This window comes from Streptomyces sp. NPDC020845, assembly GCF_044334165.1.
GTDB lineage: Bacteria > Actinomycetota > Actinomycetes > Streptomycetales > Streptomycetaceae > Streptomyces.
Window position 1 is genome coordinate 633,617 of the sequence record NZ_JBIRSJ010000003.1, and the last position, 17,440, is coordinate 651,056.

Genomic DNA, 17,440 nt, shown 5'->3' on the forward strand with positions numbered 1-17,440 from the left:
GTGCCGCCAGGGGTGCCGCTACGTGAGGATGAGCACGATGAAGAGCAGACAGGTGGCGATGGTGACCATCCAGCTGTGCGAGGTCAGCCACTCCCGGACCCGGGGCATGGCCCGCCGCCCGCGCTCACCGGCGAGGAGATAGACCAGCAGCGGCAACGCCGCGATCAGCACGGTCAGGCCGATGAACGGCAGCGCCGCCGCGACACCCACGCCGTGCTGCTCCAGGGACGCCCCCACGGTCAGCATGACCACGATGTCGGACGGCATGACCAGGATGACCAGGAGACCGACGGTGAACGCCTTCCAGGCCCCCGCCTCCATCAGCGAGCCCAGCCACTTCGGCGGCTCGGCCGTCTCCCGCCTCACGTACGTCTTCACAGCCGCGAACACCAGCAGCGCCACCAGTACGAGCTGGACGACCGTCCCGGCCGATCCGGGGTCGGACGGGCTGCCCGGCGCGACCACTTGGCCCAGCAGCGCGAAGATCCCCCGGGTGATCGTGACCCCCGCCGCCGTCGCGACCGCCACCCCGAGCAGGAACGCCAGGGACACCCGCACCGGCCGCGGCGCGGTCACCAGGATCACGGCGGCCACGATCTGCGGCCCCGCCATCATGGTGACGGCGAGCGGGAGAATCTGCAGGTCCATGGGGCGCCCTCTCCGGCCTCCGGCTCGCGGCGACTTCGCTTCCTCCGAACGACTTCGCTCTCTCCATTCGTACGCGCCCGTGCGCCTACGGCATCCGGTGCTGCGCCGACCGGGCCCGAGAAGGCGCCGTACGCTGGGAGTAGTGGGCCCCGGTGGGAGCCTTCTGTCCCTTCGTTGGGTCCGCCGGGCGCGTCCGATGGGAGGCGGATGATGAGCTATCCGTTGCTAGACGTGTTCCTGACCACAGTCTGGGTCTTCCTGTGGATCCTGTGGTTCATACTGCTCTTCCGCATAATCGGCGACCTCTTCCGGGACGACTCGATGAGCGGCTGGGCCAAGGCGGGCTGGTGCTTCTTCGTCGTCGTGCTGCCCTTCCTCGGCGTCTTCGTGTACCTGATCGCACGGGGCCGCGGGATGGGCGAGCGCGAAGCGAAGGCGGCCCTGAAGGCGGAGGCTGATCTGAAGGAGTTCGTGCGGGAGACCGCGGCGAGCGGTCATGCCGAGGAGCTCTCCAAGCTGGTGGAGCTCAAGAACCACGGCGACATCACCGCCGAGGAGTACGAGCGCGCCAAGGCCAAGGTGCTCGCGGCCTGAGTTCGCGGCCTGAGTTCGCAGCCTGTTTCCGTGTGCGGTTCGCTGCGCATGCGTTACGCGGCCGACGGCAACTCGCCGGAGCCGCGGGCGATCAGGCGGGTCGGCAGGACCACCCGCCGGGGCTCGCCCCCCGCCCCGTCGAGGCGGCGGAAGAGCAGGTCCGCCGCGGTACGGCCGAGTTGGGCCGAGTCCTGGGCGATGACGGTGATACCGGGGGAGAGGAGATCGGCGAGTTCGAAGTCGTCGAAGCCGACGAGGGCCACCGGTCGGGGGCGCCCGGCCAGGACCCGTACGACGGTGACCGTCACCCGGTTGTTGCCCGCGAACAGCGCGGTGACCGGCTCAGGTGCGTCCAGCATCGCGATGGCCGCCGCCCGTACCCGCTCGGGGTCGGTGGGGCCGAGGGACACCCACGCGTCGTCGACCGGCAGCCCGGCCTCGGCCATCGCCGTGCGATAGCCGCGTAGCCGCTCCTCGGCGGTGTGGATGCCCGGCTGGTCGCCGAGGAAGCCGATGCGGCGGTGGCCATGGGCGATCAGATGGGCGACGCCGTCCCGCGCGCCGCCGAAGCTGTCGGAGAGCACGGCGTCGGCGTCGATACGGCCGGCCGGGCGGTCCACGAACACCGTGGCGACGCCCGCGGCTATCTCCGGGGCCAGGTAGCGGTGGTCGCGCCCGGCCGGGATGACGACGAGCCCGTCGACCCGGCGCGCGCACAGCGCGAGCACGAGCTCCTGCTCGCGCTCGGGGTCCTCGGCGCTCGAACCGTTGATCAGCAGGGCGCCGTGCGCGCGGGCGACCTCTTCGACGGCGCGGCTGAGCGGCCCGTAGAACGGGTCGGCGAGATCTTCGAGGACCAGTCCGATGCTGGCGGTGCGGCCCTTGCGCAGAATGCGGGCGCTGTCGTTGCGGCGGAAGCCGAGCGCGGTGATGGCCTCCTTGACGCGCCGTTCGGTGTCGGGCGTGACCCCCGGCTCGCCGTTGACCACTCGTGAGACCGTCTTGAGGCCGACCCCGGCGCGCGCGGCGACATCCTTCATGGTGGGCCGGGTGCCGTAGCGGCGCGAAGTGGTGGCGGTGCCCGGAGCGGTGTCGGTCACGGTGCGGTTGTCCCGTCGCTGGTCGTTCGCTGGTCGTTCGCTGGTGGTCGTGCGGAAGGGTGTCCGAGCATAGCCCCTGGACAACGTTGTCAGCGGCAGGGAAGACTGTTGCCCCACAGCGATACGTCTAGGTCTGCCGGGGGAGTCGACTCATATGCCACGTGACCTCATCGCCGCACTGGATATCGGCGGTACCAAGATCGCGGGTGCCCTGGTGGACGGCAGCGGCAAACTGGTCGTACGGGCCAGACGCGCCACCCCCGCCCAGGAGCCGGGCGAGACCGTGATGCGCGAGGTCACAGCGGTGCTCGACGAGCTGTCCGGCAGCGGGCAGTGGTCCCGGGTCGCCGCGGTCGGAATCGGCAGCGCGGGCCCGGTCGACGCCTCCGTCGGCACCGTCAGCCCCGTCAACATCCCCGGCTGGCGCGACTTCCCCCTCGTCGCCGGGGTCCGGGAGACGGTCGGCGAACTGCCGCTCGCGCTGGTCGGCGACGGGGTGGCGATGACGGCGGCCGAACACTGGCAGGGCGCGGCGCGCGGGCGTACCGGCGCGCTGTGCATGGTGGTGTCCACGGGCGTCGGCGGCGGCCTGGTGCTGAACGGCCGACTCCACCCGGGCCCCACGGGGAACGCCGGGCACATCGGCCACATCAGCGTCGACCTCGACGGCGACCCGTGCCCGTGCGGCGCGCGCGGCTGCGTCGAGCGCATCGCCAGCGGCCCCAATATCGCCCGCCGCGCCCTGGAGAGCGGCTGGCGCCCCGGCCCGGGCGGCGATACGAGCGCGGCGGCCGTGGCGGCCTCGGCCCGGACCGGCGACCCGGTCGCGCGGGCCTCCTTCGAACGTGCCGCGCAGGCGCTGGCCGCCGGGATCGCGGCCACCGCGACGCTCGTCGAGATCGAGGTGGCCGTGGTCGGCGGCGGGGTGGCGGGCGCCGGGGACGTGCTCTTCGCACCCCTGCGGCGCGCGCTGCGCGACTACGCGACCCTGTCGTTCGTCAGCGGCCTGGAGGTCGTCCCGGCGCAGATGGGCACGGACGCCGGCCTGGTCGGCGCCGCCGCGGCGGCGGCCCAGCAGGCCGGACTGGACGGCTTCGGCAGCCCTTCTTAGGGCTCGGTTCTCCCCCAGCTACCGCTGGGAGGTGCCCCCGGGGGCGCCTCAGCCCCTGTCGACGGTCGACCACGCGGCGGTAGCCTCGGGGCCTGCGCGCGCTCTCCCTTTCGACAGGGTCGCGCCCCTTCGGCTCACTCGCCAGGGCTGGCGAAGCGAGCCCCCCGTAGGCCGGCCCGACAGGGCCCGCACGCCCGCGAGTTGAGCGGGACTGTCGGTGCTTGCCCCTAAGCTGTTGCGCGACCACGGCTTACAAGGGGGACTGAGGCACGGTGTCACCGGGGGACATGAGCGGGGACCTGACCGGCAGGCTGTTGGGCGGTCGATACCGAGTGACCGGCACGCTCGGCCGGGGCGGTATGGGCGTGGTCTGCAAGGCCGTGGACGAGGTGCTGGGCCGGGAGGTCGCGGTCAAGGTGCTGCGCGCCTACACCGACTCCTCCGGGCCCGAACTCGCCGATCTGCGCGTCCGGATGCAGCGGGAGGCCAGAGCCGCGGCGCGGATCCGCCACTCCGGTGTGATCACGGTGCACGACGTGACCGAGGAGAGCGGGCTTCCGGTCATCGTCATGGAGCTCATCGAAGGCCGGTCGCTGGACGATCTGATCGACGAGCGGGGCGTCGTGGAGCCCCTGGAGGCCGCGGCGATCGGCGCGAAGGTCGCGGACGCCCTCGGCGCGGGCCATCACGCCGGCGTGCTGCACCGGGACGTGAAGCCGGGCAATGTGCTGCTCGACCACGACGGCCGGGTCGTCCTCACCGACTTCGGCATCGCGAGCATGGAGGCGCCGGGCGACGACGCGACGACCAAGCTGACCCGCAGCGGCGAGCTCATCGGCTCCCTCGACTATCTCGCACCGGAGCGCGCCCAGGGCCAGGAGCCCGGCCCGGCCTCGGACATCTGGGCGCTCGGCATGACGCTGTACGCGGCGGTGGAGGGCTCGTCCCCGTTCCGGCGTACGTCGGTGTGGTCGACGTTGACGGCCATCGTCACCGAACCGCTCCCGGAGCCGAGGCGGGCCGGGCCGCTGACGCCGGTCCTGCACGCGATGATGGACAAGGACCCGGCGGCGCGGCCGTCCGCGGGCCAGGCGCGGGTGATGCTGGAGGCCGTCGCGGCCGGCGAGGACCCCTGGGCCGCCGCGGGGTGGGCCGGGCGGACGCCGACGACACCGGACGTGCTGGGCGCCGGGGCGCCGCGCGGCGCCCGGACGGGCGACCCGGACGGCGGTCCGGCTCTCGGCCCGTCCGCCGGTCTGGCCGACGGTTCGCCCGCTGGCTCGTCCGCCGGTCCGGCCTTCGGCCCGGCTGGCGGCCAGTTCGGCGGTTCGCCCGCTGGCTCGTCCGCTGGTCCGGCTGGCGACCCGGCCGTGAGTCCCCCCGGCGGGTCGTCCGCTGACCCGTCCGTCGGCCCGGCCGGCGGCTCCCCCGGCTCGCCCTCCGGTCCGGCCGGCGGCCAGTCCGGCGGTTCGCCCTCCGGTCCGTCCGGCGGCTCGCCTGCTGGCTCGCCCGGCGGGCCGTTCGGCGGCCCGGCCTTCGGCCCCTCAGGGGGTTCGCCCGCCGGCTCGTCCCTCGGCTCCCCCCTGCTGTCCTCGGCCCCGCCCGGCTTCGGGCCGCCGCAGATCCCCGAGGAGCCGCTGGTGAGCGGCGGGGCTCCGGGCGGCGCGGCGCCGCCGCGGCGGCCCGGGCGTAAAAAGGCGCTGCTCGCGGCCATGGCCGTCGCCGTTCTGCTCGCCGGGGGCGGCGTGACGTACGCGCTTGTCGGCGACGACGGCGACAAGACCGCGGCCGGGAGCCAGGAGGACACATCGGCGTCCCCCACCCACTCCGACTCACCGGACGGCGGGAAGGCCGGGGGCAAGGGGAGCACGGACGGCAAGGACGACGAGGACGGTAAGGGAGACAAGGGCGACAAGGGCGGGAAGAAGACCGCGGAGCCTTCGGGTTCCGGTTCCCCGTCCGCCTCGGGCAAGCCCGGCGACAGCGGAAACGGCGCGTCCGGAGGCTCGGACGACGGCTCGGACAGCGGTAAGGACGGCAAGGGCGGCGGCGGAGGCGACGGGACTTCAGGCGGCGGCGGAGGCGGCGACGACAGCAACTCCGCCAACGGGGGCGGGGCCGGCGGCGGCTCCGCGGACCCCGACCCCTCGCCGGTCTGCCATGATGCCGGCGGGGGCAAGTACAACTGCGAGGTCTGGCGCGCCGCCACCTCGTACACCGCCTCCGGAGAACCGGTCGGCACCCTCAACCAGGGCCTGAACTACTTCTACTGCCAGCAGAACCTGGGCCGTCGGGAGACCTACGGCAAGTGGACGAACGTGTGGTGGGCCAAGACGGACGACGACAGTGGTCACACCAACGTGTTCATCAGCGACGTCTACATCAAGGGCGGGGACAACGACCAGCCCCTCCCCGGGCTGCCCGTGTGCTGACGGGCGCGCGGGGAAGGGCCGGCCGCGGAGCGCGATGGCTCCGCCCGCGCGGCGGCGTCGTCAGCAGCTGAAGGCCGCCTCCGCCCAGTCCCCGTGGTCGCTGGTCACACCGTCCCCGGCGTCGGTGGTCACCAGCTTGACGGTCGTCGCGCCGCCGAGCGCGGCGGTGACGGTCGTGGCCGGGTCGGCGTTGGTGAGCGTCCCCGTCGAGGCGACCTTCTCGCCGTCCGCCCACACCTCGAAGGCGACCGTCCCGGCGGCGTCCTCCTCGTCGTCGACGCCGACCTGGGCGGTGAAGCTCGTGCACCGGCCGCCGGTGTAGTACGTCACCTCGCTGGGCGCGTGCACCCCGAGGCCCTTGGCGTGGACGGTGCCGCCGATGGTGATCGGATGTCCGTCGCCCGCCGGGTTCTCGCCCACGCTGGTGTCCTTCTCCACCGGACCCCAGCCGTTGACCGCGCTCAGCCACGGCAGATCGCTTGCGTACGAGGTCCCGGAGGGCGGGGCCACCACCACATGCACCGGAGCCGACAGCTGTGCCGCGGCCCGGGTGCCCTGCGGGGAGCGGTAGTCCGCCGAGACCTTCAGCTCGTATGCACCGGCCGGGGTGCCGGCGGGCGCGGTGATCTGCCAGCGCGTGGTCAATTTCCGGCCGGTGGGCAGGGTGGCGGCCCTGGTCGGGGAGGTGGCCTCGACGCGCCAGCCGTCAGGGCCGATGAGGCGGACCGAGACCTGGCGGGCGGGGGTGCGGCCGAGGTCGGTCACGGTCGTGGCGACCTTGGCGGTGGTCCCGGCCTCGGCCAGCGCGGCGGCGTCGGTGCCCAGTTCCACGGCCGGCGGATAGGCGGCCCAGCGCCGGTCGGCCGAGACGCGGAACAGCGCGGTGCCATGGGCCGGGACGGTGGCCGCCACGTCTCCGGCGGTGTTGTAGCTCCGGTGTTCCCAAAGGTCGCGCAGTTGGTACGCGTCCGCCTCCGGCAGGCCGAGCGCCGCGGCGGTGGTGGCGATGTGCCGGGGCCGGTCGGTCTCGTTGAAGAGCGCGACCGCCCGGTCGCCGTCCGCGAGCTCCTTGGCGATGACCCAGCCCCCGCCCTCGGAGGAGAGCACCTGGCCCTGCTTGCCGAGCCCGTCCTGGTCGACGGCGATGACCTCGCGGTTGCCCAGGATCTCGTATGTCCCGGGGGTGGCCTTGCGCAGATCCGTCCCGATCAGCAGCGGCGCCGCCATGATCGACCAGAGGGAGAAGTGGCTGCGGTACTCGGTGGGCGTCATCCCGCCGTTGCCGACCTCCAGCATGTCGGGGTCGTTCCAGTGGCCGGGCCCGGCGTGCGGGGCGAGCGGGAGGTTCGCCTTGGCGATCGAGAGCATGCTGCCCCAGCTGTCGCTGATGTCGCCGGTGGTACGCCACAGTTGGCCGACGTCCGCGGCCCATTCCCATGGCTTGTTCTGGCCCCATTCGCAGATGCTGTAGACGATGGGGCGGCCGGTCGCCTGGAGCGCGTCGCGCATGGCGAGATAGCGCTGTTTGGCGTCCACGCCTTGGTTATTGCAGTTGTCGTACTTGAGGTAGTCCACGCCCCAGTCGGCGAACTGCTGGGCGTCCGACCGCTCATGGCCCAGTGCACCGGGGAAGCCGGCGCTGTTGCAGGTCTTGGTGCCGGCGCTGGTGTAGATGCCGAACTTGAGCCCCTTGGAGTGCACATAGTCGGCGACGGCCTTGATGCCGTTCGGGAAGCGCACCGGGTCCGGGACCAGTTTGCCGTCCGCGTCGCGCTGGGGCAGCGCCCAGCAGTCGTCGAGGTTGACGTACTGGTATCCGGCCTCCTTCAGGCCCTTGGTCACGAAGATATCGGCGATGTCCTTGACCATCGCCTCGTTGAACTCGCCCCGGCAATGGGTCGAGTTCCAGTTGTTGAAGCCCATCGGGGGAGTGAGGGCGAGCCCGTCGCCCGGTGCCGCGGCGGCCGGTGCCGTGTCTGTGGCGGCAAGGACGTTGGCGTTGGCGTGCTGGGCCGTGGACGCGGTCGCGGGCTGGGCCGCGGCCGGGACGGTCAGCCCGGCGGCCCCGGTCGTACCAAGCAGTGCTGCGGCCACTCCTCCGATGATTCTTCGGCGGATGGCCAGGGAAGAGACATGGCGCATGATGCGGGTCCTCCGTTCTCGACGGGGTGACGCTGCGTCAAAGCACGTAACTCGCGGTCGTTTACGGTAGACCGTGTTGGAGTCTGTTGGAAGAGAACCGGTAACGGTTGTTCGATATCTCGTCATAACTCTTGACTGGGCCCCGTCCGGCGGGTGAGATCCACTCACTCGCGTTCGGTTGTGTTCGATTGAACCTCCTTGGAGGGGCACATGGCACAGTCTTCGTCAGAACATCGGATCTCCCGTCGTGCTCTGCTCCGGGGCACCGCGATCGGAGCCGGTGCGGTCGCCCTCCCGACGCTGCTCACCGCCTGTGGGGGCCCCAGCGACGAGGTGAAGATAGGGTCCAACGCCTCGGATGCCGTACCGCGCAAGGCGTTCGCCGAGGTATTCGACGCGTACGAGAAGAAGTCCGACAAGAAGCTCAAGGTCAACACCGTCAACCACGAGTCCTTCCAGGAGAACATCAACCGCTATCTCAAGGGCACCCCGGACGATGTCTTCATGTGGTTCGCGGGGTACCGCATGCAGTTCTTCGCCAAACAAGGGCTGCTCGCCGAGATCAGCGACATCTGGAAGGGCTTCAAAGGCTTCTCCGACGCGCTCAAGCAGCAGTCCTCCGGCGAGGACGGCAAGCAGTACTTCGTGCCGTATTACTACTACCCATGGGCCGTCTTCTACCGGAAGAGCGTGTTCCAGCAGCACGGCTACGAGATCCCCAAGACCTTCGACGAGTACCGCGCGCTCGCCAAGCGGATGGACAAGGACGGCCTGGACGCGATCGCCTTCGGCGACAAGGACGGCTGGCCCGCCATGGGCACCTTCGACTACCTCAATATGCGGGCCAACGGCTACGACTTCCACATCTCCCTGATGCGGGGCAAGGAGTCCTGGACCGATCCCAAGGTCAAGCAGGTCTTCGACCTGTGGCGCGGTCTGATGCCGTACCACCAGAAGGGGGCCAACGGGCGCACCTGGCAGGAGGCCGCGCAGAGCCTGGCGCAGAAGAAGTCGGGCATGGCGGTCTTCGGCCTCCCGCACCCCGGTCAGCAGTTCCCCGAGGCCGACCGGGACGACCTCGACTTCTTCCCCTTCCCCGAGATCGACTCCGCGTACGGCCAGGACGCGGTCGAGGCGCCGATCGACGGCTTTTTGCTGTCCAAGAAGTCCAAACGGCAGAAGCAGGGCAAGGAGCTGCTGAAGTACCTCGCCACCCCGGCCGCCGAGGGGATCTACCTCAAACGGGACCCCAACAACATCGCGGTCAACGAGGGCGCGTCCACCTCCTCGTACAACACGCTGCAGAAGAAGGCCGTCGAGCTCATCGCCGACGCGAAGCAGATCTCGCAGTTCATGGACCGTGACACCCGCCCCGACTTCGCGTCCCAGGTGATGATCCGGGCCATCCAGCAGTTCATCAACAGCCCGAACGACATCGACTCCCTGACGAAGAGCATCGAGTCCCAGAAGAAGACCATCTTCACCAGCGACTAGGAGACACACGCCGTGCCGCACACCACCGCGCGGCGTGCCAGGCGGCGGGGTCCGCGGAAGTTCACCACCCGCGACCTCGCCGTCATCGGCGTGCTGCTGGGCATACCCGTACTGCTCGACCTCACCCTCATCTGGGGGCCGACCCTCGCCTCCATCGGTCTGTCCTTCACCAGCTGGGACGGCATCGGCGATATCCACTGGGTCGGCGTCGACAACTACCGCACCCTGTTCACCGACTATCCGCCGTTCTGGCCGGCCGCCCGCAACAACCTGCTGTGGCTGGCCTTCCTGGGGTTCGTCGCCACCCCGTTCGGGCTGCTGCTGGCCGTACTCCTCGACAAGGGTGTCCGGTTCAGCCGCTTCTACCAGTCCACCCTCTACATGCCGGTGGTGCTCTCGCTCGCCATCGTCGGCTTCATCGCCCAACTGGTCTTCTCCCGCGACCAGGGCGTGCTCAACGCCATCATCGGCAACACCGACGACCCGGTCGACTGGCTCGGCGACCCCGACCTCAACATCTGGGTGGTGCTGCTGGCCGCCGCCTGGCGGCACACCGGCTATGTGATGATCCTCTATCTGGCCGGGCTGAAGTCCGTGGACCCCTCGCTCAAGGAGGCCGCGGCCCTCGACGGGGCCAACGAGCGGCAGACCTTCTTCCGGGTCGTGTGGCCCACGCTCCGGCCGGTCAACGTCATCGTCGGCGTCATCACCGTCATCGAGGCGCTGCGCGCCTTCGACATCGTCTACGCCATCAACCACGGGCGCAACGGCCTGGAACTGCTCTCCGTGCTCGTCACGGACAACATCATCGGCGAGGCCAGCCGGATCGGCTTCGGATCCGCCATCGCCGTCGTCCTGCTCACCGTGTCGCTGGGATTCATCGTGACCTATCTGGTGCAGGAGCTGCGAGGGGAGAAGAAGGGATGACCAGGGGGATGACCGCACCCGCCCGGACCGCACCCGCCCGGACCGCACCCGCGCGGACCCCCGCGCCCGCGACGCCCACGCGGGGCGGGCGCCGCCGGACGCGCCCCGCGCGCCTGGGGCTGCACGCCTTCCTGATGACCGTCTCGCTCGCCTTCCTCGCCCCGCTGCTGCTGGCCGTCTACGCCTCGCTGCGCCCGTACGAGGAGACCGCCGAGCACGGCTACTTCTCGCTGCCGCGCCATCTGTCGTTCGACTACTACAAGCAGGCGTTCAGCGACTCGGGCATGAGCAAGTACTTCGTCAACTCGCTCATCATCGCGGTGCCCGGGGTGCTGCTGACGCTCTTCTTCGCCTCGTTCGTCGCCTTCGCCGTCTCCCGGCTGAAGATGCGCGGCGGGCTGATCCTGCTGATGGTCTTCACGGCCGGGAACCTGCTGCCGCAGCAGGTGATCGTCACCCCGCTGTATGTCCTCTTCACCAAGATCAACCTGCCGTACTGGATGTCGGACTCGATGACGATGTACGACTCCTACTGGGCGGTGATCGCCGTCCAGGTCGCCTTTCAAGTCGGCTTCTGCGTCTTCGTCCTGGCAAACTTCATGCGCACGCTGCCGCTGGAGATTCTGGAGGCGGCGGTGGTGGACGGCGCGGGGGTGTGGACCCAGTACTGGCGGATCACCCTGCCGCTGTGCCGCCCGGCGCTGGCGGCGCTCGGCACGCTCCAGTTCACCTGGATGTACAACGACTTCCTGTGGGCCCTCGTCTTCGTCTCCGACGGCGACAAGCTCCCCATCACCTCCGCGCTCAACAACCTGCGCGGGCAGTTCTTCACGGACTACAACCTGCTGGCGGCCGGCTCGGTGATCGTGGCGCTGCCCACGGTGCTGGTCTTTCTGCTCCTCCAGCGGCACTTCATCGCGGGCCTCACCCTCGGTGCGAGCAAGGGCTGAAGGGCGGCTCCGGGGTGCGCTGACGGCCTGCGCCGCCGCCTCGGCGGCGGCGCGATCCGTCACTCCCCGGCCCCCGGGCGTTTTCACAACAGGGTGATGCGGGCAACTGACAGGGGGCGATGGAATAGGGGGAAATGTGATCGTCTGGCTGAACGGTGCGTTCGGCGCGGGCAAAACCACCGCGGCCCGCGAATTGGTGGACTTCTTGCCGGGCAGCACGTTCTATGACCCGGAACTTGTCGGCGACGGCCTGCGGATGATGCTGCCGCGCAAGCGCCTTGACGAGGTGTCCGACTACCAGGACCTGCCGTCCTGGCGGCGGCTGGTCGTCGACACCGGCGCGGCGCTGATCGCCGAGGTCGGCGGCCCGCTGGTGGTGCCGATGACAGTCCTGAGGCAGGAGTACCGCGATGAGATCTTCGGCGGCTTCGCGGCCCGGCGTATCCCCGTGCGGCATGTGTTGCTGCACACCGACGAAACGATACTGCGCGAGCGAATAGCGGAGCGCGAGGCCATCCCGGGCGACGCGGACGGCAGCGAATCCGTCCGCCGCTGGTGCCTGGACCACCTCGCGCCCTACCGTTCGGCCCTGCCGTGGCTCGTCGACGACGCGTATGTCGTGGACACCACCGGGCTCACCCCCCGGCAGACCGCCGAGCACATCGCTGACGCCGTCCGCGAGGGCGCGGGCAGCTGCGACATCGTGCAGACCCCGGAGCCCAGAGCCGAGACCCTGGCGGCCGGGGTGCTGCTCTTCGACGAGGACGACCGGGTCCTGCTCGTCGACCCCACGTACAAGCCCGGCTGGGAGTTCCCCGGCGGCGTCGTCGAGTCCGGCGAACCGCCCACCGACGCCGGCGTCCGGGAGGTGGTCGAGGAACTGGGCCTCAGACCGGCCGAGCCGCTGCGGCTGCTGGTCGTCGACTGGGAGCAGCCCTGCCCACCCGGCTACGGCGGCCTGCGGCTGCTCTTCGACGGCGGACGGCTCACCGCCGAGGCGGCCCGCGACGTCCTGCTCCCGGCCTCCGAACTGCGCGCCTGGCGCTTCGTCACGGAGGGGGAAGCCGCGGAGCTGTTGCCTCCGGTACGCCTGAGCCGACTGCGCTGGGCGCTGCGCGCCCGAGAACAGGGGCGCCCCCTGTACCTCGAGGCGGGCACGCCGACGGGCTGACCGGCGGGGACGGGCTCGGTACGGCTCCGTGGCGCCCGTGCCGCGCCGCGGTACGGGGCGGCTTACGGCCCGGCGTCTGGTCCGGCGGCTCCCGGCCCCGGCCAGGGCCGGCCCTGCCCTGGACCGGGCGTGTTTCGGCCGGCCCCGGCCCGGCTTGCGTCGGCTCGGTCTCCGGGAGCTCGTGTGGGGCTCCTGTTCCGGCGGGGCCGGCCGCGCTTCGGGTGCGGCCTTGGGGTCGCCGGGGCTGCGGCCCCGAATTGCTCCGATCCGTCTCGACCCGGCCGCCGGAACCGGCCTGGCCGGCTGGGCCTGCGCCAGGCCGCTCCGGCCTGTCCCGGCCGGGGGGCACCCGGCCCCGGTTCAGATCTGCGGCCGACGGCGGCCGGGGCCAGGGTCGGTCGCGCTTCGGGTACGGGCTTGGGGCCGCCGGGACCGCGGCCCCGAGCTGTTCCGGCCGTGTCCCAGCCCGGCGGCCGGAACCGGCCCGGCGGGGCACCGCGCCCGACCGGACCGGTCGGGAGGTATCAGCGGGTGCCCCGCCGCGCGGGGCGTGACGCCCGCTCAGCAGGCGCCCCGCGCAGCGGCTATCGCGTCGAGGCGGCCGCCGTATCCGCGGCCTCGTCCGCGTAAGAGCGCAGGAACAGCGCCTCCGCGAGCGAGAGCCGTTCCAGCTCATCCGGCGAAACGCTCTCGTTGACGGCGTGGATCTGCGCGTCCGGCTCGCTCAGCCCGATCAGCAGGATCTCCGCCTCCGGGTAGAGCGAGGCGAGCGTGTTGCACAGCGGGATCGAGCCGCCCGCGCCCGCGATCGCCATCTCCTGACCGTCGTACGCCTCGCTCAGGGCCCGCCCCATCGCCGTGTACGCGGGGCTGGCGGTGTCCGCGCGGAACGGCTGGCCCTGGCCGACCTGTTCGACGGCGACCCGCGCGCCCCAGGGCGCGGCGGACCGGAGGTGGGCGGTGAGCAGTTCGGCCGCCTGGCCCGCGTCCACGCCCGGCGGCACCCGCAGGCTCACCGCCGCCCGCGCGCTCGCCTGCACCGACGGGGTGGCGCCGACGACCGGAGGGCAGTCGATGCCCAGGACGGTGACCGCGGGGCGGGCCCAGACGCGGTCGGCGACCGTGCCCGAGCCGATCAGCTCGACCCCGTCCAGCACCCTGGCGTCCTTGCGGAAGTCCTCGTCCGGATACTGGAGTCCGCTCCAGGTCTCGTCGGCCGCCAGACCCTGGACGGTGGTGGAGCCGTCCTCGGCGCGCAGCGAGTCCAGGATGCGGATCAGCGCCGCGAGCGCGTCCGGGGCGGCGCCGCCGAACTGGCCGGAGTGCAGATTGCCTTCCAGGGTGTCCACCCGGACCCGCAGCAGCGCCATGCCGCGCAGCATCGCGGTGACCGTCGGCAGCCCGCAGCGGAAGTTGCCGGTGTCGCCGATGACGATCGCGTCGGCGGTCAGCAGCTCGGGGTGCGCCTCCGCGTAGCGCTCCAGGCCCCCGGTGCCCTGCTCCTCCGAGCCCTCGACGATGACCTTGACGTTCACCGGGATCCCGCCGTGCTGCTTGAGCGCGCGCAGCGCGGTGAGGTGCATGATCAAGCCACCTTTGCAGTCGGCGGCGCCGCGCCCGTACCAGCGCCCGTCGCGCTCGGTCAGCTCGAAGGGCGGGGAGATCCAGGCGGCCTCGTCCAGCGGGGGCTGGACGTCGTAATGCGCGTAGAGCAGCACCGTCGGGGCCCCGGCCGGGCCGGCCAGAAAGCCGTAGACCGACTCGGTGCCGTCGGGGGTGTCCAGCAGCGCCACATCCGTGAACCCCTCGGCGCGCAGCGCGTCGGCGACCCATCGCGCGGCGGCCTCGCATTCGCTCTTGGGGAACTGCGCCGGGTCCGCGACCGATTTGAAGGCCACGAGCTCGGTCAGTTCGGCCTTGGCGCGGGGCTGCAGCGCGGCGACGGTGGCGGCGATGGCCCGGCGGTCGGCCGGGGTGGTGGCCACGGGGCCGTCGGCTCGGGCGTGAGGTGCCTGCTCCATGTGGGGACGCTCCTGTGGGATGCGCGCGATGGCACGGATGTACGACTGTACGACTTGATAGTTGTGCTGCCGATCATCCCACAGCGGGGTCACACCCTGGTGAGCCGTAGGATGCGACGGTGGCCCGCGGCGGTGGTGGCGCAGGGCGATCAGGTCGGTCGAGTGGGAGCGGAAGCACACGTGAGCAGCGACAACGCGGCCCGGAACGGGGCCTCCCCGGCGGAGCCGGCGGACGAGTCGGTATGGGACGTCGTGGTGGTGGGGGCGGGCCCGGCGGGTGCCTCCGCCGCCTACGCCGCCGCCTGTGCGGGCCGCCGGGTGCTGCTGCTGGAGAAGGCCGAGCTGCCGCGCTACAAGACATGCGGCGGCGGCATCATCGGCCCCACGCGCGATGCGCTGCCGCCCGGCTTCGAACTCCCGCTGCGTGAGCGCGTACACGCCGTGACGTTCTCGCTGAACGGCAAGCTGACCCGTACCCGCCGCTCCAAGCAGGCTCTGTTCGGGCTGATCAACAGGCCCGAGTTCGACGCCGGGCTGGTCGAGGCAGCCAAGGACGCGGGCGCTCAGGTGCGTACCGGCACCGCGGTGGCGCGCGTCGAGCAGCACGGCCCGTCCGTGCCCGACCGGCGCACCGTGGCCGTGGTGCTCTCGGACGGCGAGACCGTGCTGGCCAGGGCTGTGGTCGGCGCGGATGGCAGCGCCAGCCGGATAGGCGCCCATGTCGGGGTCAAGCTCGACCAGGTCGACCTCGGTCTGGAGGCGGAGATTCCGGTGCCGCCGACCGTGGCGGAGGACTGGTCGGGCCGGGTGCTCATCGACTGGGGCCCGCTGCCGGGCAGTTACGGCTGGGTCTTCCCCAAGGGCGACACGCTGACGGTCGGGGTGATCTCGGCCCGCGGCGAGGGCGCCGGGACCAAGCGTTATCTCGAGGACTTCATCGCCCGGCTCGGGCTCGCCGGGTTCGAGCCGCGTATCTCCTCGGGCCATCTGACCCGCTGCCGCTCCGACGACTCTCCGCTGTCGCGCGGCCGGGTGCTGGTGTGCGGGGACGCGGCGGGGTTGCTGGAGCCGTGGACCCGGGAGGGCATTTCCTTCGCGCTGCGCTCGGGGCGGCTCGCGGGGGAGTGGGCGGTGCGGATCGCCGAGGCCCATGACGCGGTCGACGCCCGGCGCCAGGCGCTGAACTACGCCTTCGCGATCAAGGCGGGGCTCGGGGTGGAGATGGGGGTCGGGCGGCGGCTGTACTCGGTGTTCGCGCGCCGCCCCGGAATGTTCCACGCGGCGCTCACGGGCTTCAGGCCGGCGTGGCGGGCGTTTACGAAGATCACGCGCGGTACGACGACCCTCGCCGAGATCGTCCGCACCCATCCGGCGGCCCGGCGGGCGCTGACCGCGTTCGACCGCCGGTAGCGGCACGGCCGGCCCGTCGCTTGGCCGGCCCGTCGCCCGGGCGGCCCCGATGCCTTCCGCCGGCCGCCGCTCACGCCTTGGCGGCCGGGGGCTCGGCGGAGGCGGTGGTGGAGGCGTCGTCGGTGGTGATGCGGAAGACCGGGTGGAGCGGGGAGATCCGCGCCAGTTCATCGTCCGAGGACTTCGCGGTCACCCCGTCGAAGTAGCTCTTCACCTCCCAGCCCCAGCGGTCGAGGTAGGCGCGCAGCGCCTCGGTCTTCTCCGCGCCTTCCGGCAGCTCGATGGCGGTGAAGGCCTGCTGGCGGCGCCCGAGCTGAAGTCGCCCGCCGCCCGCCGCCCGCATGTTGCGCACCCACTGGGAGGCGCCGCGGGGGGACACCAGATAGCGCTCGCCGTTCATCGACAGCGGGTTGACCGGCACCCGCCGCCATTCACCGGACTTCCGGCCGACGACGGACAGTTCGGCGGTGCCGAAGAAGCTCACCCCGCGCCGGGCGAGCCAGGCGACGGTGGCGTTCATGGCGCTGTCGAACCGGCTGGGCTTGATGTGGTGCTCCGACATGGTGTCCTCCTGTGCTTGCCGTGCTCCATTTCGAGAGCGGTGCTCTCGCTTGAGATCAGTGTGCATGAATGGGTGCGCCGTTGCAAGAGCACTGCTCTTGTTGTTGGCCGGTGCTCCGTCCAGATGAGAGACTGGCTGCCATGAGTGCGATCCGAGGGGCCAGGGAACGGGCCCGTACCGAAGTGACCGCCGCCATCAAGGAAGAGGCGCGCCGCCAGCTCGCCCGCGAGGGCGCGGCCAAGCTGTCGCTGCGCGCCGTCGCCCGCGAGCTCGGCATGGTCTCGTCCGCCCTCTACCGCTACTTCCCGAGCCGCGACGAGTTGCTGACCGCGCTCATCGTGGACGCGTACGACGCCCTCGGCGCCGCCGCGGAAGCGGCACTGGCGAAGGCGGACGGCCAGGAGCCCGTCGAGCGGTGGGGCGCGGTCTGCCGGGCCGTACGGGAGTGGGCGCTGGCCCATCCGCACGAGTACGCGCTGATCTACGGCTCCCCGGTGCCCGGCTACTCCGCGCCCCAGACCACCGTCGTGCCCGCCTCCCGCGTGGGTCTCGCCCTGCTCGCCATCGTGGGCGACGCCCACGCCGTGGGTACGTTGCGCGTCCCCGAGGAGGCCGAGGTGCCCGAGGCGGTGCGGGGAGATACGCGAGCTCTGGCCGGGACCCTGGGGATCGAGCTGCCCGACGCGGCGCTCGCGCGGTTCATCGCGGCTTGGGCGCAGCTGTTCGGCCTGGTCAGCTTTGAGCTCTTCGGCCAGTTCAAAGGCGTCGTCGAGGCGCGCGAGGAGTTCTTCGGCCAAGCCGTGGCGACCCTCGGCCGTACGGTGGGCCTCCCCTAGGCGTACCGATCGCCCTACCGATCGGCGTGCCGTGCGGGGTAC

At 71.7% G+C, this 17,440-nt stretch carries 14 protein-coding genes; 9 read left to right on the plus strand and 5 right to left on the minus strand.

Features of this window, described 5'->3' with window-relative positions; translation table 11 throughout:
• Positions 1–18: 18 nt before the first annotated feature.
• Positions 19–648, minus strand: a complete 630-nt coding sequence (locus ACH4U7_RS09975; RefSeq protein ID WP_398527464.1) for a GAP family protein — start codon at positions 646–648, stop codon at positions 19–21.
• Positions 649–858: 210 nt separating this feature from the next.
• Here ACH4U7_RS09975 and ACH4U7_RS09980 point away from each other — a divergent pair, with 210 nt between their 5' ends.
• A complete protein-coding gene (locus ACH4U7_RS09980) occupies positions 859–1,242 on the plus strand; it encodes an SHOCT domain-containing protein (RefSeq protein WP_089510078.1) in 384 nt (127 codons plus the stop codon).
• A gap of 53 nt (positions 1,243–1,295) precedes the next feature.
• Here the strand turns inward: ACH4U7_RS09980 and ACH4U7_RS09985 are convergent, their stop codons facing one another.
• A complete protein-coding gene (locus tag ACH4U7_RS09985; RefSeq protein WP_398527465.1) occupies positions 1,296–2,342 on the minus strand; it encodes a LacI family DNA-binding transcriptional regulator in 1,047 nt (348 codons plus the stop codon).
• Positions 2,343–2,496: 154 nt separating this feature from the next.
• Between ACH4U7_RS09985 and ACH4U7_RS09990 the strand changes: the two genes are divergently transcribed.
• A complete protein-coding gene (locus ACH4U7_RS09990; protein WP_398527466.1) occupies positions 2,497–3,453 on the plus strand; it encodes an ROK family protein in 957 nt (318 codons plus the stop codon).
• 287 nt (positions 3,454–3,740) lie between these two features.
• Positions 3,741–5,885 (plus strand): protein kinase, encoded by a 2,145-nt coding sequence (locus ACH4U7_RS09995; protein WP_398527467.1) that lies wholly within the window; start codon positions 3,741–3,743, stop codon positions 5,883–5,885.
• 60 nt (positions 5,886–5,945) lie between these two features.
• Here ACH4U7_RS09995 and ACH4U7_RS10000 read toward each other — a convergent pair whose 3' ends face one another.
• The gene (locus ACH4U7_RS10000) at positions 5,946–8,027 is read right to left on the minus strand and encodes an NPCBM/NEW2 domain-containing protein (protein ID WP_398527468.1); all 2,082 of its coding nucleotides are present in this window, start codon (positions 8,025–8,027) and stop codon (positions 5,946–5,948) included.
• 210 nt (positions 8,028–8,237) lie between these two features.
• Between ACH4U7_RS10000 and ACH4U7_RS10005 the strand changes: the two genes are divergently transcribed.
• The 4 genes from ACH4U7_RS10005 to ACH4U7_RS10020 all read left to right on the plus strand — a co-directional run bounded on the left by ACH4U7_RS10005 (position 8,238) and on the right by ACH4U7_RS10020 (position 12,569).
• A complete protein-coding gene (locus tag ACH4U7_RS10005) occupies positions 8,238–9,521 on the plus strand; it encodes an ABC transporter substrate-binding protein (RefSeq protein ID WP_398527469.1) in 1,284 nt (427 codons plus the stop codon).
• Positions 9,522–9,533: 12 nt separating this feature from the next.
• A complete protein-coding gene (locus ACH4U7_RS10010) occupies positions 9,534–10,448 on the plus strand; it encodes a carbohydrate ABC transporter permease (protein ID WP_385613388.1) in 915 nt (304 codons plus the stop codon).
• Positions 10,449–10,456: 8 nt separating this feature from the next.
• Positions 10,457–11,398, plus strand: a complete 942-nt coding sequence (locus ACH4U7_RS10015) for a carbohydrate ABC transporter permease (RefSeq protein ID WP_398527470.1) — start codon at positions 10,457–10,459, stop codon at positions 11,396–11,398.
• Positions 11,399–11,534: 136 nt separating this feature from the next.
• Positions 11,535–12,569, plus strand: a complete 1,035-nt coding sequence (locus tag ACH4U7_RS10020; protein WP_089510072.1) for an NUDIX hydrolase — start codon at positions 11,535–11,537, stop codon at positions 12,567–12,569.
• A gap of 584 nt (positions 12,570–13,153) precedes the next feature.
• On the opposite strand, the gene ACH4U7_RS10025 is transcribed toward ACH4U7_RS10020, so the two are convergent.
• Complete coding sequence (locus tag ACH4U7_RS10025; RefSeq protein ID WP_398527471.1) at positions 13,154–14,590, minus strand: dipeptidase; 1,437 nt, start codon at positions 14,588–14,590, stop codon at positions 13,154–13,156.
• 180 nt (positions 14,591–14,770) lie between these two features.
• Here ACH4U7_RS10025 and ACH4U7_RS10030 point away from each other — a divergent pair, with 180 nt between their 5' ends.
• Positions 14,771–16,000: a geranylgeranyl reductase family protein gene (locus tag ACH4U7_RS10030; RefSeq protein WP_358640100.1), complete on the plus strand. Its 1,230-nt coding sequence runs from the start codon at positions 14,771–14,773 to the stop codon at positions 15,998–16,000.
• A 70-nt stretch (positions 16,001–16,070) separates the two neighbouring features.
• Here ACH4U7_RS10030 and ACH4U7_RS10035 read toward each other — a convergent pair whose 3' ends face one another.
• Positions 16,071–16,562, minus strand: coding sequence for a nitroreductase family deazaflavin-dependent oxidoreductase (locus ACH4U7_RS10035; RefSeq protein WP_398527472.1), 492 nt, complete (start codon positions 16,560–16,562; stop codon positions 16,071–16,073).
• A 140-nt stretch (positions 16,563–16,702) separates the two neighbouring features.
• On the opposite strand from ACH4U7_RS10035, the gene ACH4U7_RS10040 reads away from it, so the two are divergent.
• Positions 16,703–17,398, plus strand: a complete 696-nt coding sequence (locus ACH4U7_RS10040; RefSeq protein WP_398527473.1) for a TetR/AcrR family transcriptional regulator — start codon at positions 16,703–16,705, stop codon at positions 17,396–17,398.
• Positions 17,399–17,440: the final 42 nt, after the last annotated feature.